12 protein-coding genes, 12 tRNA genes, 1 rRNA gene and 1 other annotated feature are annotated in these 14,351 nt (G+C 40.7%); of the genes, 8 read left to right on the top strand and 17 right to left on the bottom strand.

What is annotated here, in order from left to right; translation table 11 throughout:
- The first annotated feature begins 11 nt into the window (after positions 1 to 11).
- Together ED605_RS01770 and ED605_RS01765 are read left to right on the top strand one after the other, a co-directional pair.
- Positions 12 to 485: a hypothetical protein gene (locus ED605_RS01770; RefSeq protein ID WP_121977209.1), complete on the top strand. Its 474-nt coding sequence runs from the start codon at positions 12 to 14 to the stop codon at positions 483 to 485.
- 32 nt (positions 486 to 517) lie between these two features.
- Complete coding sequence (locus tag ED605_RS01765; protein WP_121977208.1) at positions 518 to 844, top strand: magnetosome magnetite crystal formation protein family; 327 nt, start codon at positions 518 to 520, stop codon at positions 842 to 844.
- Positions 845 to 924: 80 nt separating this feature from the next.
- Here the strand turns inward: ED605_RS01765 and ED605_RS01760 are convergent, their stop codons facing one another.
- Positions 925 to 2,316 (bottom strand): L,D-transpeptidase, encoded by a 1,392-nt coding sequence (locus tag ED605_RS01760; RefSeq protein WP_121977207.1) that lies wholly within the window; start codon positions 2,314 to 2,316, stop codon positions 925 to 927.
- A gap of 224 nt (positions 2,317 to 2,540) precedes the next feature.
- Between ED605_RS01760 and ED605_RS01755 the strand changes: the two genes are divergently transcribed.
- Positions 2,541 to 2,978: a GNAT family N-acetyltransferase gene (locus ED605_RS01755; protein WP_121977206.1), complete on the top strand. Its 438-nt coding sequence runs from the start codon at positions 2,541 to 2,543 to the stop codon at positions 2,976 to 2,978.
- A 65-nt stretch (positions 2,979 to 3,043) separates the two neighbouring features.
- Here ED605_RS01755 and ED605_RS01750 read toward each other — a convergent pair whose 3' ends face one another.
- Positions 3,044 to 4,387, bottom strand: a complete 1,344-nt coding sequence (locus tag ED605_RS01750; RefSeq protein ID WP_121977205.1) for a PFL family protein — start codon at positions 4,385 to 4,387, stop codon at positions 3,044 to 3,046.
- A 13-nt stretch (positions 4,388 to 4,400) separates the two neighbouring features.
- Positions 4,401 to 4,670, bottom strand: a complete 270-nt coding sequence (locus tag ED605_RS01745; RefSeq protein ID WP_121977204.1) for an ACT domain-containing protein — start codon at positions 4,668 to 4,670, stop codon at positions 4,401 to 4,403.
- A 221-nt stretch (positions 4,671 to 4,891) separates the two neighbouring features.
- On the opposite strand from ED605_RS01745, the gene ED605_RS01740 reads away from it, so the two are divergent.
- The 3 genes from ED605_RS01740 (at position 4,892) to ED605_RS01725 (ending at position 8,113) form a co-directional block, all read left to right on the top strand.
- Positions 4,892 to 5,464 (top strand): sugar O-acetyltransferase, encoded by a 573-nt coding sequence (locus ED605_RS01740; protein WP_121977203.1) that lies wholly within the window; start codon positions 4,892 to 4,894, stop codon positions 5,462 to 5,464.
- 66 nt (positions 5,465 to 5,530) lie between these two features.
- Positions 5,531 to 5,771: a binding site (T-box leader), on the top strand.
- A gap of 312 nt (positions 5,772 to 6,083) precedes the next feature.
- The gene (locus ED605_RS01730) at positions 6,084 to 6,917 is read left to right on the top strand and encodes a 2-keto-4-pentenoate hydratase (protein ID WP_121977202.1); all 834 of its coding nucleotides are present in this window, start codon (positions 6,084 to 6,086) and stop codon (positions 6,915 to 6,917) included.
- Between the two features lie 266 nt (positions 6,918 to 7,183).
- Positions 7,184 to 8,113, top strand: coding sequence for a matrixin family metalloprotease (locus ED605_RS01725; RefSeq protein ID WP_225419019.1), 930 nt, complete (start codon positions 7,184 to 7,186; stop codon positions 8,111 to 8,113).
- Positions 8,114 to 8,170: 57 nt separating this feature from the next.
- Here the strand turns inward: ED605_RS01725 and ED605_RS01720 are convergent, their stop codons facing one another.
- Positions 8,171 to 9,340, bottom strand: coding sequence for a pyridoxal phosphate-dependent aminotransferase (locus ED605_RS01720; RefSeq protein ID WP_121977201.1), 1,170 nt, complete (start codon positions 9,338 to 9,340; stop codon positions 8,171 to 8,173).
- Between the two features lie 360 nt (positions 9,341 to 9,700).
- Between ED605_RS01720 and ED605_RS01715 the strand changes: the two genes are divergently transcribed.
- Complete coding sequence (locus tag ED605_RS01715; protein ID WP_121977200.1) at positions 9,701 to 11,848, top strand: amino acid ABC transporter substrate-binding protein/permease; 2,148 nt, start codon at positions 9,701 to 9,703, stop codon at positions 11,846 to 11,848.
- Positions 11,845 to 12,582, top strand: a complete 738-nt coding sequence (locus ED605_RS01710) for an amino acid ABC transporter ATP-binding protein (protein ID WP_121977199.1) — start codon at positions 11,845 to 11,847, stop codon at positions 12,580 to 12,582. The genes ED605_RS01715 and ED605_RS01710 overlap by 4 nt, the downstream gene beginning before the upstream one ends.
- Before the next feature lie 472 nt (positions 12,583 to 13,054).
- On the opposite strand, the gene ED605_RS01705 is transcribed toward ED605_RS01710, so the two are convergent.
- The 13 genes from ED605_RS01705 to rrf form a co-directional block, all read right to left on the bottom strand.
- Positions 13,055 to 13,140: transfer RNA gene (locus ED605_RS01705), tRNA-Leu, on the bottom strand.
- Positions 13,141 to 13,175: 35 nt separating this feature from the next.
- A tRNA-Cys gene (locus tag ED605_RS01700) sits at positions 13,176 to 13,246 on the bottom strand.
- 20 nt (positions 13,247 to 13,266) lie between these two features.
- Positions 13,267 to 13,338 (bottom strand) — tRNA-Gln (locus ED605_RS01695).
- A 7-nt stretch (positions 13,339 to 13,345) separates the two neighbouring features.
- Positions 13,346 to 13,418, bottom strand: a tRNA-His gene (locus ED605_RS01690).
- A gap of 14 nt (positions 13,419 to 13,432) precedes the next feature.
- Positions 13,433 to 13,503: transfer RNA gene (locus tag ED605_RS01685), tRNA-Trp, on the bottom strand.
- A gap of 4 nt (positions 13,504 to 13,507) precedes the next feature.
- A tRNA-Tyr gene (locus tag ED605_RS01680) sits at positions 13,508 to 13,590 on the bottom strand.
- A 5-nt stretch (positions 13,591 to 13,595) separates the two neighbouring features.
- A tRNA-Phe gene (locus ED605_RS01675) sits at positions 13,596 to 13,668 on the bottom strand.
- Positions 13,669 to 13,730: 62 nt separating this feature from the next.
- Positions 13,731 to 13,805, bottom strand: a tRNA-Asp gene (locus ED605_RS01670).
- 14 nt (positions 13,806 to 13,819) lie between these two features.
- Positions 13,820 to 13,892: transfer RNA gene (locus ED605_RS01665), tRNA-Val, on the bottom strand.
- A gap of 2 nt (positions 13,893 to 13,894) precedes the next feature.
- Positions 13,895 to 13,966 (bottom strand) — tRNA-Glu (locus tag ED605_RS01660).
- A gap of 21 nt (positions 13,967 to 13,987) precedes the next feature.
- Positions 13,988 to 14,078: transfer RNA gene (locus tag ED605_RS01655), tRNA-Ser, on the bottom strand.
- 13 nt (positions 14,079 to 14,091) lie between these two features.
- A tRNA-Asn gene (locus ED605_RS01650) sits at positions 14,092 to 14,164 on the bottom strand.
- Positions 14,165 to 14,170: 6 nt separating this feature from the next.
- A 5S ribosomal RNA gene (gene rrf, locus ED605_RS01645) occupies positions 14,171 to 14,287 on the bottom strand.
- Positions 14,288 to 14,351 lie beyond the last annotated feature (64 nt).

The raw sequence follows: 14,351 nt of genomic DNA, 5'->3' as shown, positions 1-14,351 counted from the left end.
AGGATATTTAAATGAAAGTCAAATTTTTTAAATTATTGATATTGCCACTCATTGGTTTAGCGTTTGGTGTTATTCAAGCAACTATGACAACACCGTCTGCAAGTGCTGCCTACTTTAAAGTTGGTGAAATTCACTCAACAACTCCCAGCGCCTGGCGTGGCAATTGGTACTCTTATGTTAACGGCCATATCTGTGTCACCCACATTAACAAATATTCAGTCACTCAAACCTATAAGGGGAACACTCACAGTCTTTTCCGTAGTAACTGGAAAGGCTATAAAAAATTAGCAGTGGCTAAAATTAAGCATTCAACTAAATACACGTTTAACGCATTAGCTCAAAAAGCTTATCAAAGCGACGGTGGCTGGAAAACGACTTCTCGGACAATCAATCACCAACGGGTTAAGGTCTTAAGAGACTATAATACCTCCAACGGATACGTTGACTTATTCAGGGCACCGGTTTACAAAACATATGCTAAGTAAAATCACTCACTAAAAAACGCTGGAGGTCACCCATGTCTCAAAATAAGATTGTTAACGCATTATCTTACTTATCGATCGTGTTTGCACCCTTCATTTTTCCCTTTATTGTCTGGCTGGTTACCAACTCACACCAAGAGATGCACGAAACCGCTAAACATGCGTTTCTATTACATTTGATTCCGGTTGTCCTGACAATTCTCACACTAATGATTGTCGGAATTACCGGCTTAACAACCAAGAATTCACGGCTGACTGGTCTAATGTTTGCGGCTTTAATCGTTTTAGTTGGGTTAGTAGATTTAATCATGTTTGTTTATAATTTATATTTGGGTATTAAAATTTTGATTACAGAAGATTAGCTAAGATAAGAAAAAAGTGATGATCTCTGATAGACTTTTGATTAATCTATCAAGGATCATCGCTTTTTTGATCTGTTCAGTTATTTATAAATCACAACAGGTTCATTTGTATGAGTATATTTCCAGACCTTTGGCATTTGTGACGGTGGGTTATTTAAACAACCGTGAGAATGATATTGAGATCTGGCACTTGGATTACCATAAACCGATGCCGGCTGCCATGGCGAATCATGCAATCCGACACCAGACAGCGTTACAGGCTCCCAGTAACCAACGGGTGACGCATACTTGGACCCATCACTGTTCTTGCCCCGTAATGTTGCATGGCGCTGCTTATACATAATGAAGTAAGAACCGGTAGGCGTTGCATTACCACCAGTTAAGGTTCCAGACATAATTGGAATCTTGGCTTTTAGTTGACCATTTTTATAAACATATTCTTCAAGATTGGTCAAATCAACAGCTACGTAAGTTTTGCCGGCACCTTTAATCCCATATCCGGTTCCGGAAACGTAATGTTTCAAGTTAAGATTCTTGGGATTCTTCTTTGCTAAATTCTTTAACAAGGCAGTCGATAGCGCCTGTTGGTTAATTTTCCATCCATAAGTCCCACCATTTGAAATTCGAACTTTCTTTGGTTTAGAAATGGTGAATGACCGTCCGAGTGTGTTCACTTTATTAGCAAACTTGGCAACCCAGTTTTTGAGCTTGGTTGAATCAAAGTGATACTTTCCATTAGCTGTTACCCGACCACTAGTCAGCCATTTCCCGGCTTTAAACGTAAATGATTTGTTATAAGTTGTCAGCGTAACCGTATTTTGAAGTCGTTTCTGCAAAGCTTGCTTACGGTTCTTAATGACCGAACTATCTGGCGAAGCAGCAACTTCCTTCTTCATTTTAACGGAAATAATCAGGTTGTCCTTAGCTTGTTTCTTAAAGTCTCGCACCATAGATGCTTTATCCAACTCGTTTCCCTGATAGCCTTTTTTGACGGTTACCTGACCATTTGCCAATTTAATTGTTGAATCAACCGTTGGCTTTCTGGTAATGTTGAGTTGGTCAATCCGTTTCTTAAATTTTGGTAACAGAACCGTCATTCGATAATGATAGGCATGATTGGAAACTTCGGTTTGAGCACTCATTTGTTTTGAAGTTAACATACTCATTGAGCTTCGATGCTTGAATAATTGCTTAACATCATTTGAATTTAACTTAATTCGTGACTTTTTGACAACTAAATAGTGCCCCTTTTGATCAATTTCGGATTGATTTAATTTTTTGGTTGCCTGAGCAACTGTTAAGCCGGACACATCAACATCATTAATTTTTGTCCATTTAAAGTGATTCTGAAAATAAACATGTGACCCAATGAATCCGCCAGCCAATACTAACACGGCCACGGCCGCAAATCGCTTAAGTTTGCGATTTCGACTTGCTTTTTTTTGCTGACGAAATTTTTCCTTTCGTGACATGGATCTAGCCAACCCCCTTGGCAGATATTTTACTTCATTTTACGAGCTTTGGAACGTACAATCTACTTATAAGCCTTACCGTTCCACATCCTTAATAAAAACTTCAAGCTTTCTTAACTCGCTAATACAATTATCTATCATATCATGTTTTAAGCACATTTTTAATAAATTGACAAATTCGTTACAAAAATATTAATAATAAATAACAGATTGAAAGTGATTTCATGCAATTAGTTGTCGAAAGTTCCAAGCCTATTCGGGCGGCTGCCGCTTACATTCGGATGACCGTCTTTGTTATTGAACGGGGAATTGCGTTACGAGACGAATTCGATGATCTTGATGATGACCGGGAAGTATATGCCGTCTTATTTGACGGGATAACACCTGTGGCCACTTGTCGGTATCAACAATTTGATGATCAAACGTTAAAGATCGGGCGGGTGGCCACACTTCCAGCGTACCGAGGACGAGGATATGGCAAGCAGGTTTTAATGGCCATGGAAAATTACGGTCGTCGACAAGGCTTAACTAAGTCACTGATTCACAGTGAAGTGACGGCCAAGGGCTTTTATGAAAAATTGGGATATTCCGTTACCTCGTCACCATTTCTTGAAGACGGTGTTCCATGTGTTATCGTTGAAAAGTCATTTGTCGAAAAATAAAAAGGATAAACTGGCAATTTGCCCCGTTTAACCTTTTTGATTTGATACTTATTAAAACGATCAGTTTAATTTTTAAAAGAATGGATTGGAGCTGGAATTTGTCCGCCTCGATTGACCATTGCCGCCGAGCTATTAGGGTTAACCGGCATAACGGGCGCATAGCCAAACAAACCGCCAAAATCAACCCGGTCACCAACTGTTTTTCCGGTTGCTGGGATGACCCGCACAGCCGTTGTCTTGTTATTAATGACGCCAATCGCAGCTTCATCCACAATCATGCCGCTAATGGTTGTCGCTGGCGTATCACCTGGAATTGCAATCATATCTAAGCCGACTGAACAAACAGCCGTCATTGCCTCTAGTTTTTCCAAATTCAAATGACTGTGTTCAACAGCTTTAATCATACCGCTGTCCTCAGAAACCGGTATAAACGCCCCGGATAGCCCACCAACATGCTCGCAAGCCATCACGCCACCTTTTTTAACGGCATCGTTTAAGAGCGCCAAAGCAGCTGTCGTCCCTGGAGCTCCCACGCTCTGCAACCCAATTTCTTCTAAAATTTCAGCAACCGAATCCCCCGGGTTGGGTGTCGGGGCCAATGACAAGTCAACGATCCCAAACGGAACATGGAGCCGTTTTGCCGCTACGTTACCAACAAACTGGCCCATTCGAGTGACTTTAAATGCTGTCTTTTTAATCGTTTCAGAAACAATATCCATTGATTCACCACGAACTTTTTCCAACGCCCGTTTAACAACCCCTGGACCACTAATTCCAACGTTAATCACTTTATCGGCCTCGCCAACACCGTGAAATGCCCCGGCCATAAACGGATTATCTTCAACTGCATTGGCAAAAATCACCAGACTCATACAATTAATTGGATCAATTGCGGCAATCTCTTTGACAACCTGCCCCATTTGTTTAACCGCATTCATATTAATGCCAGCCCGAGTTGACCCGACATTCACCGAACCGCATACTCGTTTGGTCTCACTTAATGCCTGTGGGATGGAAGCGATTAGCTTATGATCACCAGTTTGATAGCCCTTTTGTACAAGTGCAGAGAAGCCACCAATCAGATCAACGCCTAAAGTCTGCGCGGCTTTTTCCATTGTATGGGCATAGGCGACGTAATTATCATCATGACAAGCCGCTGCAATCATTGCAATTGGTGTCACTGAAAGTCGCTTGTTAACAATTGGAATGCCATATTCCGACTCAATTTGATTAGCTACCTCGACCAGATTTTCGGCACTCTTAGTTAATTTATCATAAATTTTCTGCCGAGCTTTTTGACCATCGCTATCAATACAATCAAACAATGAAATTCCCATTGTAATCGTTCGAATATCTAATTTTTCTTCGGAGATCATTTGAATGGTTTCTAGAATTTGTTTGGTTTCCATTCGTTATCACCCCCTATAGCTTTTGAATCGCGTCAAACAATTCTTGACGTTGAATGTGAATGTCAAGACCTGTCCCCGTTCCCAAATCAGCCAAGCCTTTCTTAATGGTTTCAAAATCGCCTTTCGAGTCATCCCACTCACCCATTAACATCATCGTAAATTCACCATCCATTAATGTTTGTGAAATATCAGTAATGTTGACCTTTAAGAGTGCTAATTTTTGGGAAACCTTCGCAACAATCCCAATTTGATCATGACCAATCACCGTAATAACTGCTTTCATTCAAAGTCATCCTTTCATCTCATTTGATGAGATTCTCATTTAATTAATAATACCCGAAAACACGGGGTTGAGCAATTCCAAATTTATTGAAACGATAAGTTTATCACCCTTCATGTAACAGGTTATTTTTATTTGTCCGGACTAATTTTTGAACATTAAATTTATACTGACCGGCATGTTATAATGACTAATATCAAATCAATCATAAGGGTGGAAAAACAATGGCAACAGAAAAAGAAAAATTTTTGGCCGGTGAGCCTTACCACATCATGGATCCTGAATTAGCGGCTGACGAAACCAAAGCGCGCCGATTATGCAAAATGATGAATGAACTCGATGATACAGCCAGCGAAGAAAAGGAGCACCTCGTTCGCCAGCTCTTTGGTTCCGTAGGTAAAAGTCCATGGGTTCAACCAAACTTCCGCTGCGACTTTGGCTACAATATCCATGTCGGTGATTATTTTATGTGCAATTACGATAACGTCATTTTAGACATTGCCCCAGTCACAATTGGTAATCACTGCATGCTGGCACCCCACGTTCAAATTTATGCCGCTTATCACCCCCTTAATCCAACAGAGCGAGAAGAATTTGTCGGCTTAGGAAAGCCGGTAACTCTCGGCGATGATGTGTGGGTCGGTGGCGGCTCCGTGATTCTTCCAGGCGTCACTTTGGGAAATAATGTAATTGTGGGCGCCAATTCTACTGTCACTAAATCGTTTGGTGATAATGTCATTATTGCGGGAAACCCGGCACGTGTTCTTCGCGAAAATCCACATAAATTTAAAAAATAACTCAAAACGACCTTGACATTATGAAAAACTGGGTGTAAATTAATGACAATCATTAAATTCACATTAGAAAAAGCGTTGAAGAGAAGCATCATTTATTAATTGTAATCAGAGAGTTGCTGGTCGGTGAAAAGCAATTTACGTTATTGAATGATTATCATCTCTGAGCTATGTAGCCAAAAGTTTCAGTAGGTTACGTTGGGAACACCCATTATTGTGTCAGCGTATCGTATTTTTTACCGTACGTTTAAGATAGCCTTAGTAATAAGGTTATGAAAATAAGGTGGTACCGCGCAAAAGCGCCCTTTAATTGTCAGTTAGTTGACAGTTAAGGGGCGCTTTTTGTTAGTTTCTAATGAAAAATTTTATTTTAAAGGTGGTGAGGACATATGAAATCGGACATTAACAGCTCTAACGATAATCCGGGTCAGATTCAGATTAGTCAGTCAGAGTTGGTGAGCTTTTTAAAATTATTACGACATAATGCATCATCGTTTTTAACACATATTAGTTTCAAATTTGACATAGTTTCATTCATAGTTTCATCCCAACACATATTTCATCACACATATTTGTCCTCACAATTAGTAATAGGCGGGGACAATCAAAATTAACTAAATTTATGGAGGTCACGCTTATGGAAACACAAAAACAAGCAACAATGACATTATCAGCTAAGGAAAATGAATTTGCAGAGAAACTATTTCACGCTTATCAATCACACCAGCCATTAAAAGAGGCTGATTGGAAAGATGTCGTGACTGATGAGCAAACGGCCTATCGAGTCCAAAAACGGTTAACTGAGCTCAAAGAAGAAGCCGTCGGTGGTTATAAAGTATCGCTTACCAGTAAGCAAACCCAAGACATGTTTGATTCGGACTCTCCGCTTTACGGTGCCCAGGTTGAGAGTCACTTCGTCCAATCTCCCGTTACCTTACATCGTTCAAGTTTGATGGAGCCACTGGCAGAAGTTGAGATGCTTTTTACAGCCAAAGAACCACTTAGCAGCCATGATTCGCTGGAAGATCTCCTTAAAAAAACGAAGGTTGCTCCTGCCGTTGAAGTCCCTGATTCACGATTTAGTGATTGGTTCCCAAGCCTTTCCAAATACATGGTGATGGCAGATGCGGCAGTTGGTGGGTTTGTCGTTTACGGTCAGGAAGTTGAGGCCTCTCAGCTATTTGATTCCGTTGAGGCGTTAGCAAATGTTAAGTGTCAGCTTTTCCATAACGGCAAGAAATTAAAAGATGGTGCCTCCTCTGAAGTTCTTGGCAATCCATTAAATTCCTTGCAATGGCTGGTTAAGAAGCTTGAAGATCAAGGTCAGCCACTACAAGCTGGTCAACGAGTTTCCAGTGGCACTTTCCTGTTACCTGAATCCTTAACAGATGGCGAGTGGAAAGCGACCTTTGATCAAGGGCTTGGCGCTGTTTTCCTAAACGTGTCAAAAGACTAACGCTACTTAGATTACTTTAAAAATAACATCAACAAAAAGCACTGGTAAAAAATGAAGACCAGTGTTTTTTGTTTCACCAAATAAACCTTAATAGTCGCCTTGATGACTTGGGTGTTCCCTTACGACGTGATAGTGACTCACCTCAAAAATGGGTAAGTGTCCACTTTTAACTTATTTTTATGATCATTATTTCAATGACTCTCAACAGGATGTGTTATATTAACCATAATTGATATCCAATTCTTTACTGAAAGGAATTTCTTCCCATGCAGTTTTCTAAACATCATTTAGTATATTTATGTCGAGTGGTTTTAATTGCAGTTAGCACCACATTGCTTTTTTCAACGTCCATCACTGCTGCAGCCAATCATAAATGGGCACCTAAACAGTTAAATCCTATGAGAAGTCCAACTTCACAACTGACATCTACTAAGAACCTGCTTTCATCTATTCATCAATTAAACGACAACAAGTCAGACACTGATGATTCAGATTTTTCCCCACATTACTTAACAAAAAAATCGCACTCAAAACAAACAATTCAAGGGCTGATTAACCACGCGCCGGATATGAATCCCACAATGCCCATTCGTTCTTTGAGTCAGCGAGATTATCGCACCAAAGAAAATTTGTTGGATACTTCCTATAACGTCTTTCATTTTTCACCTAAATCTATGTTCAAATCGCACACAGCAATTATCGATGTCCCTTCCAAAACACTAAAGCCCATTGCCAAAATCGCTATCAATAAGTGGAACTTTGCTTTAAAGACCAAAGTTTTTAAACTTGGTAACCATCAAACGGCAACTTTACCAATCAAATTTGCCCAAGCTGCTAGTAATAATTGGGATGGTTTATATAACGGTCAAAAGATCTTGATCAATGAAAGACATTTTACTGATCCAAAATACCCAACAGCTTATTTGAAACCAGCATTAGCTTCTCAAATGACGATTAAGCGATATTGGACGGGTGTTATGGCCCATGAACTTGGTCACACGTTAGGATTGGATCACACAGCCTATCAAGCAGATTTAATGTATGCACCAACCAGCAATGGGAATCTTATCACCAAATATCTTTGGGAAAAACCAGTTCAACGATCCTCAACCGGATTGGATGGAACCGAAACAGCCAGGATCTCGCAGCGTGACTTAGACCGTGCGAAATTAACTCAGCTACTGGGTTATTGGTAAATTAAAAGGATCAGGATAAGCTGAAAAAGCCGATCACTGATCCTTATTTTGATTAATTTAAAATAAATTCAATTTCTTAATTCGCTGACAAGCTTCCGTAAACCTTGGTTCATCAATCAACAGCCCTACCCGGACAAAGCCTTCTCCACCTTCACCAAAACCATTTCCAGGTGCAACAGCAACTGCTGCTTTATCTAACAATAAATCAGCGAATGCTTCACTGGTATAACCCTCTGGAACCGGCATCCATGCATAAAAAGAACCGCCTGAATGATAAGGTTCCCATCCGATTGCGCGTGCCGCTGAGAAAAATTGATTCCGTCGTTTTTCATATAATGCGACTAGTTCTTTAACCGTTTGTTGATCACTATTTAAGGCTGTAATAGCCGCTTTTTGCATTGCTGGAAAAACGCTCACGAATAAATGATCCTGAAGTAAATTAATTGCTTCAATCATATCAGCATTCCCCGCAGCAAAACCAATCCGCCAACCTGCCATATTATACGACTTAGAAAAAGTATACGTTTCAATGCCAACTTCCTTTGCCCCAGGTGTTTGTAAGAAACTAATCGGCTTTTGATGATCAAAACCAATGGCCCCATACGCAAAATCATGGACCACACCGATTTGGTTTGCTTTGGCAAAGTCGACTGTTTTTTTGAAGAACGCTGGTGTCGCAACTGCACCGGTTGGATTATTGGGGTAGTTTAGATACATTAACTTTGCTTTAGCAACCGTATCGCTGTCCAGCTCAGCATAATCCGGCATAAAATCATTTTTTTCTTTTAATCTCATCAATGAAAGTTTCACTTTAGCCAAAGCGACACCAGATAAATAATCAGGATATCCTGGGTCCGGCAGTAACATCGTATCACCAGGATTTAAAATTGCAAAGGGCAGCTCTACCAAGCCGATTTTTGATCCTCCTAGGATTGCAATTTCCTTCTCCGGATCCAGTTCGACGCCATATTGGCGTTTATAAAATTCGGCAGCCGCTTTCTTCAGTTCCGGATCGCCGCGGAATTGAGAATACTTATGATTTTTAGGAATCGCCGTTTGTTCCTGCATTGACTTAACAATAAATTCAGGTGTGGGCTGATCCGGATTCCCTTGACCTAAATTAATTACATCAGCACCGGTAGCTACTTTAGCATTCACTTTTTTAACCAAGTTTGCAAAAAATTGTTTTGGCAATCCTTGTAACACATCAGATTCTGGAAATTTCAAATTATGCGCCTCCAACTAGCTGTTTTAATCATCAATTCGCCAATCTTGTTATGTAAGATTTCACTCCATTTAAACACTGGCTTTAATTATCACATTAAATGATTGAGACATTTTAACCCCAATTATGAGTAACACCACCACAATTGTCAATGCGATTTTAATGTTTTATTAATTATTAAAGAAGCTGTCCACCTTAGGTTATCCATTGTTGGCCATCGCTTAGGTACCTAACTGCTGTCAAGTGATTATCTAGTTCTTTACGCGAATTGGTGACTGACGCTATACAATCAGTTTAATTTCTGCTAGAATAGTCTCATTATTATATGTTATATTTTATTACATACGTGTAGGAGGAATATCATGATTCACAAATTGTCAAAACGCCTTGGCTGGGCTGCTTTTTTGCTGGTTTTTCTGGCATGCCTTGGCTTCTTTAGTACCGTTAGCCATGCCAAAACGTATCAAATTGGAACAGATGTGACTTACCCACCTTTTGAGTTTGCAAATAAGCATAATCAATACGTTGGTATCGATATTGATATTATGAACGCGATTGCCAAAGAAGAAGGTTTTAAAGTTCATATTAAACCAGTTGGCTTTAATGCAGCCGTTCAATCGGTTCAATCCGGTCAAGAAGATGGTGTCATTGCCGGAATGACAATAACGCCTGAGCGACAAGCTAAGTTCGACTTTGGGACACCCTATTACAAAACTGGGGTAGTGATGGCTGTTGCCAAAAATAGTCATATTTCAAGTTTTAAACAGTTAAAAGGTAAGCGAGTTGCTTTAAAGACAGGAACTGCAGCGGCTGACTACGCAAATAGTATCAAGAAAAAGTATGGTTTTAAAACGGTTACGTTTGATGATTCTGATAATATGTATCAGGATGTCACCACTGGCAATTCGGTTGCCTGCTTTGAAGACCAACCTGTTATGCAGTATGGGATCAAAAAAGGGCTTAAATTAAAAATTGTCAGCAAACCCGCCAACACAGGTTGGTATGGATTTGCGGTTAAAAAAGGCACCCACAAGGCATTAATTTCTAAATTTAATGCCGGCCTTAAAAAGATCAAGGCTAACGGAACCTATGACAAAATTGTTGGTAAATACCTCGGCAATCAAACAAACCGTGCCGTTAAGGGAAAAACTTTTACAATTGGGACTGATGTCACTTTTCCACCTTTCGAATTCGCGAATAAGCATAACAAATACGTCGGTATTGACATGGACTTAATTCGATCAATTGCCGCTGAGCAGGGTTTTAAAGTTAAAATCAAACCACTCGGCTTTAACGCAGCGGTTCAAGCAGTCGAATCCGGTCAAATTGACGGCGTGATTGCCGGCATGTCAATTACCAAAGCTCGGAAATCGCAATTTGACTTTTCAAGCCCCTATTTCACGTCAGGCGTGGTCATGGCAGTAAGTAAGAATAGTAAAATTAAAAGTTTATCCCAATTAAAGGGGAAAAAAGTAGCAGTTAAAACCGGGACTGCGGGTGCGGATTACGCAAACAGCCTCAAAAAGAAATATGGTTTTACAGTTACGACATTTGATGATTCAAACAATATGTATCAGGATGTTGTAACCGGAAACTCGGCAGCCTGCTTTGAAGACCATCCAGTTATGCAGTATGCAATTAAACAAGGTACTAAATTGAAAATTGCAACTAAGCCTGCCGAAAGTGCACCATATGGGTTTGCAGTTAAAAGGGGCCATAATCAGGCTCTCTTACGTGCGTTTAACAGCGGCCTTAAGGATTTAAAGGCTAGTGGGACCTATGATGATATTAAGGCTAAGTACCTGGGAACAGGCGGCTCAGAGGCGGCCGTAAAAACAGCATCAAGTAATAGCGAGGACCGCAGTTTTATTGGCTTAATCAAACAAAACAAAGGCGCCCTACTTTCCGGTCTAAAGGAAACGCTCTGGCTGACAATCGTTTCAATCTTTTTTGCAACTATTTTCGGAATCGTTGTCGGCTTGCTGGGGGTTGTCCCAAATAAATTCTCTAACTGGCTTTCAAGCGTCTTGATCTATCTCTTTAGAGGAATGCCATTGCTGGTCTTGGCACTGTTTATCTATACAGGAATTCCAAGTTTAACTGGCGAAAAGATTCCAGCTTTTGTTGCTGGTGTCATCACCTTGACCTTTAACGAAGGCGCTTATATTGCAGCTTTTGTTAAGGGCGGTATTCAAGCGGTTGATCCGGGCCAGATGGAAGCTGCCCGCAGTCTGGGGTTGCCGTTTGGGAAATCAATGCGTAAAGTGATTTTGCCACAAGGTATCAGAATCATGATCCCATCGTTTATCAACCAATTCATTATTACGTTAAAGGATACTTCAATCCTTTCGATCATCGGCTTACTTGAACTAACCCAAACCGGTAAAATTATTATTGCCAGAAACCTTGAAGGATTCAAAGTTTGGACAATTGTTGCCTTAATGTATTTAATCATTATTACCCTGTTAACTTGGCTTTCTAACTGGGTACAAAGGAGAACAAACGTATGAGTGACAAAGTTAAAGTAACCAATTTAGTCAAAACCTTTGGCACCAATGAAGTGCTGAAAGGAATTAACTTAACGGTTAAAAATAACGAAGTAGTGGTCATCATTGGCCCATCCGGATCTGGAAAAAGTACGTTGCTTCGAACGTTAAATAAGTTAGAAGAACCTACATCCGGATCAATCATCATTGACGACGTCGATATTGCAAATAAAGACGCCAATATTAACACAGTTCGTGAAAATATTGGCATGGTCTTCCAGCATTTTAATTTATTTAATAACCTAACAGTTGGCGAAAATATTATGTTGGCACCAGTTGAATTAAAAAAAGCGTCTAAAGAACAAGCTTCGAAACAGGCTAAGCAGTTACTAGAAATGGTTGGTCTGGAAGAAAAATTCGATGCCAGAGTTCAGTCCCTATCTGGCGGACAACAACAACGGGTAGCAATTGCCCGCGCTTTAGCAATGAATCCCGACATCATGTTGTTTGACGAACCAACCTCAGCTTTGGATCCTGAAATGGTTGGTGACGTACTTGAAGTCATGAAAGATCTTGCTAAAAAAGGTATGACGATGATTGTGGTCACTCATGAAATGGGATTTGCTAAAGAAGTTGCCGATCGAGTAGTATTTGTGGATGACGGTCAGATTCTGGAACAAGGAACCCCAGACCAAATCTTTGAACATCCTAAAAATGAACGATTACAAGACTTCTTAAATAAGATTTTAAACGTTTAATCGTTAAAAAAGACACTATTTCCAATATTTTTGAGGAGATGTGTCTTTTTTTGTTCTATTGAAATTACGTTTACGGCTACATTCAATACTATTTGTTTACCGGCATTATCATTCGATTGAAGAAGCTGAGGGCCATTTTAAACTGCTACTTCTAATGATGTTAAATGTCATGATAATTCTCTTACCCCTGGTGTTTTATAAGAAACTGAACATTTATAAATTGAGGAAATCATTTAGGCGGTAAAAATAAAGAATTTGAAAGGACTATTAGATATATGGATCAGCAGTTTGACACTGACTAATCCGAGGTTCCAAAAAACGTGTTCCAAAATTAAGGCTGTAAAAATAGCCCTTGTGCCACCCAGATTTGCTAAAGTATGCTACTCTATCCAAAAATCCATATAACAAAAAATCAGAAACGCTGTTATATCAACGTTTCTGATTTTTAAAACTACTCTATATTCTACTCTGATACCGGAGGTGGGGTTCGAACCCACACGTCCTTTAACGGACACTGGATTTTGAGTCCAGCGCGTCTGCCAGTTCCGCCACTCCGGCAAAATAATTATGATTGGCCATAAAATTATGGGTAAAGGCGGTAATCGGATTCGAACCGACGATGAAGGTTTTGCAGACCTCTGCCTTACCACTTGGCTATACCGCCATAAATTTGGCTAACCCTAACTGGGTTAGCTGGATTCGAACCAGCGCATGACAGAGTCAAAGTCTGTTGCCTTACCACTTGGCTATAACCCAATCAAAGGGCGGTAGGTGGGAATCGAACCCACGCGTGTCGGATCCACAAACCGATGTGTTAACCACTTCACCACTACCGCCATAGTATTATTAACAGGGATAGTAGGAGTTGAACCCACACCGACGGTTTTGGAGACCGTAGTTCTACCATTAAACTATATCCCTATGATGGAGGGGAGTGGATTCGAACCACCGAACCCGAAGGAGCGGATTTACAGTCCGCCGCGTTTAGCCAGACTTCGCTACCCCTCCATAAATGGCGCGGGACAGAATCGAACTGCCGACACATGGAGCTTCAATCCATTGCTCTACCGACTGAGCTACCGAGCCATAACACCATTAACAGAGATAATAATACTAAGTTGTGTATTCAATTTTCAAATACATAACAACGGTTCGTACGAGACTCGAACTCGTGACCTCCTGCGTGACAGGCAGGCGTCCTAAACCAACTAGACCAACGAACCAGGCTGTTATGGAATGGAGGATACAGGGATCGAACCTGTGACCTCCTGCTTGTAAGGCAGATGCTCTCCCAGCTGAGCTAATCCTCCAATGACCCGTACGGGATTTGAACCCATGTTACCGCCGTGAAAGGGCGGTGTCTTAACCACTTGACCAACGGGTCATAAAACTTATTATTCGGTTACGGAGAGTAAGGGATTCGAACCCTTGAAACAGGCTTTTACCCGTTTACATCATTTCCAATGATGCTCCTTCGGCCGCTCGGACAACTCTCCAGTTAAATAATAACTCCGGCAGGCGGGCTCGAACCGTCGACAACCTGATTAACAGTCAGGTGCTCTACCAACTGAGCTATGCCGGAATAATCGCGTGGCAGCGTCCTACCCTGGCAGGGGGCGATCCCCCAACTACTCTCGGCGTGCAGAAGCTTAACTGCTGTGTTCGGCATGGGAACAGGTGTCTCCTTCTGGCTATCGCCACCACACTATTTTCCTGAAAGAACTTCGTTCTCTCAAAACTAGCTAATATTAATTTCCTGCTTGAAAACA

Source organism: Lentilactobacillus raoultii, from assembly GCF_900411375.1.
Classification (GTDB): Bacteria; Bacillota; Bacilli; order Lactobacillales; family Lactobacillaceae; genus Lentilactobacillus; species Lentilactobacillus raoultii.
Note: the sequence above shows the minus strand (reverse complement) of the source record. Positions and strands in the feature narration are given on the sequence as shown.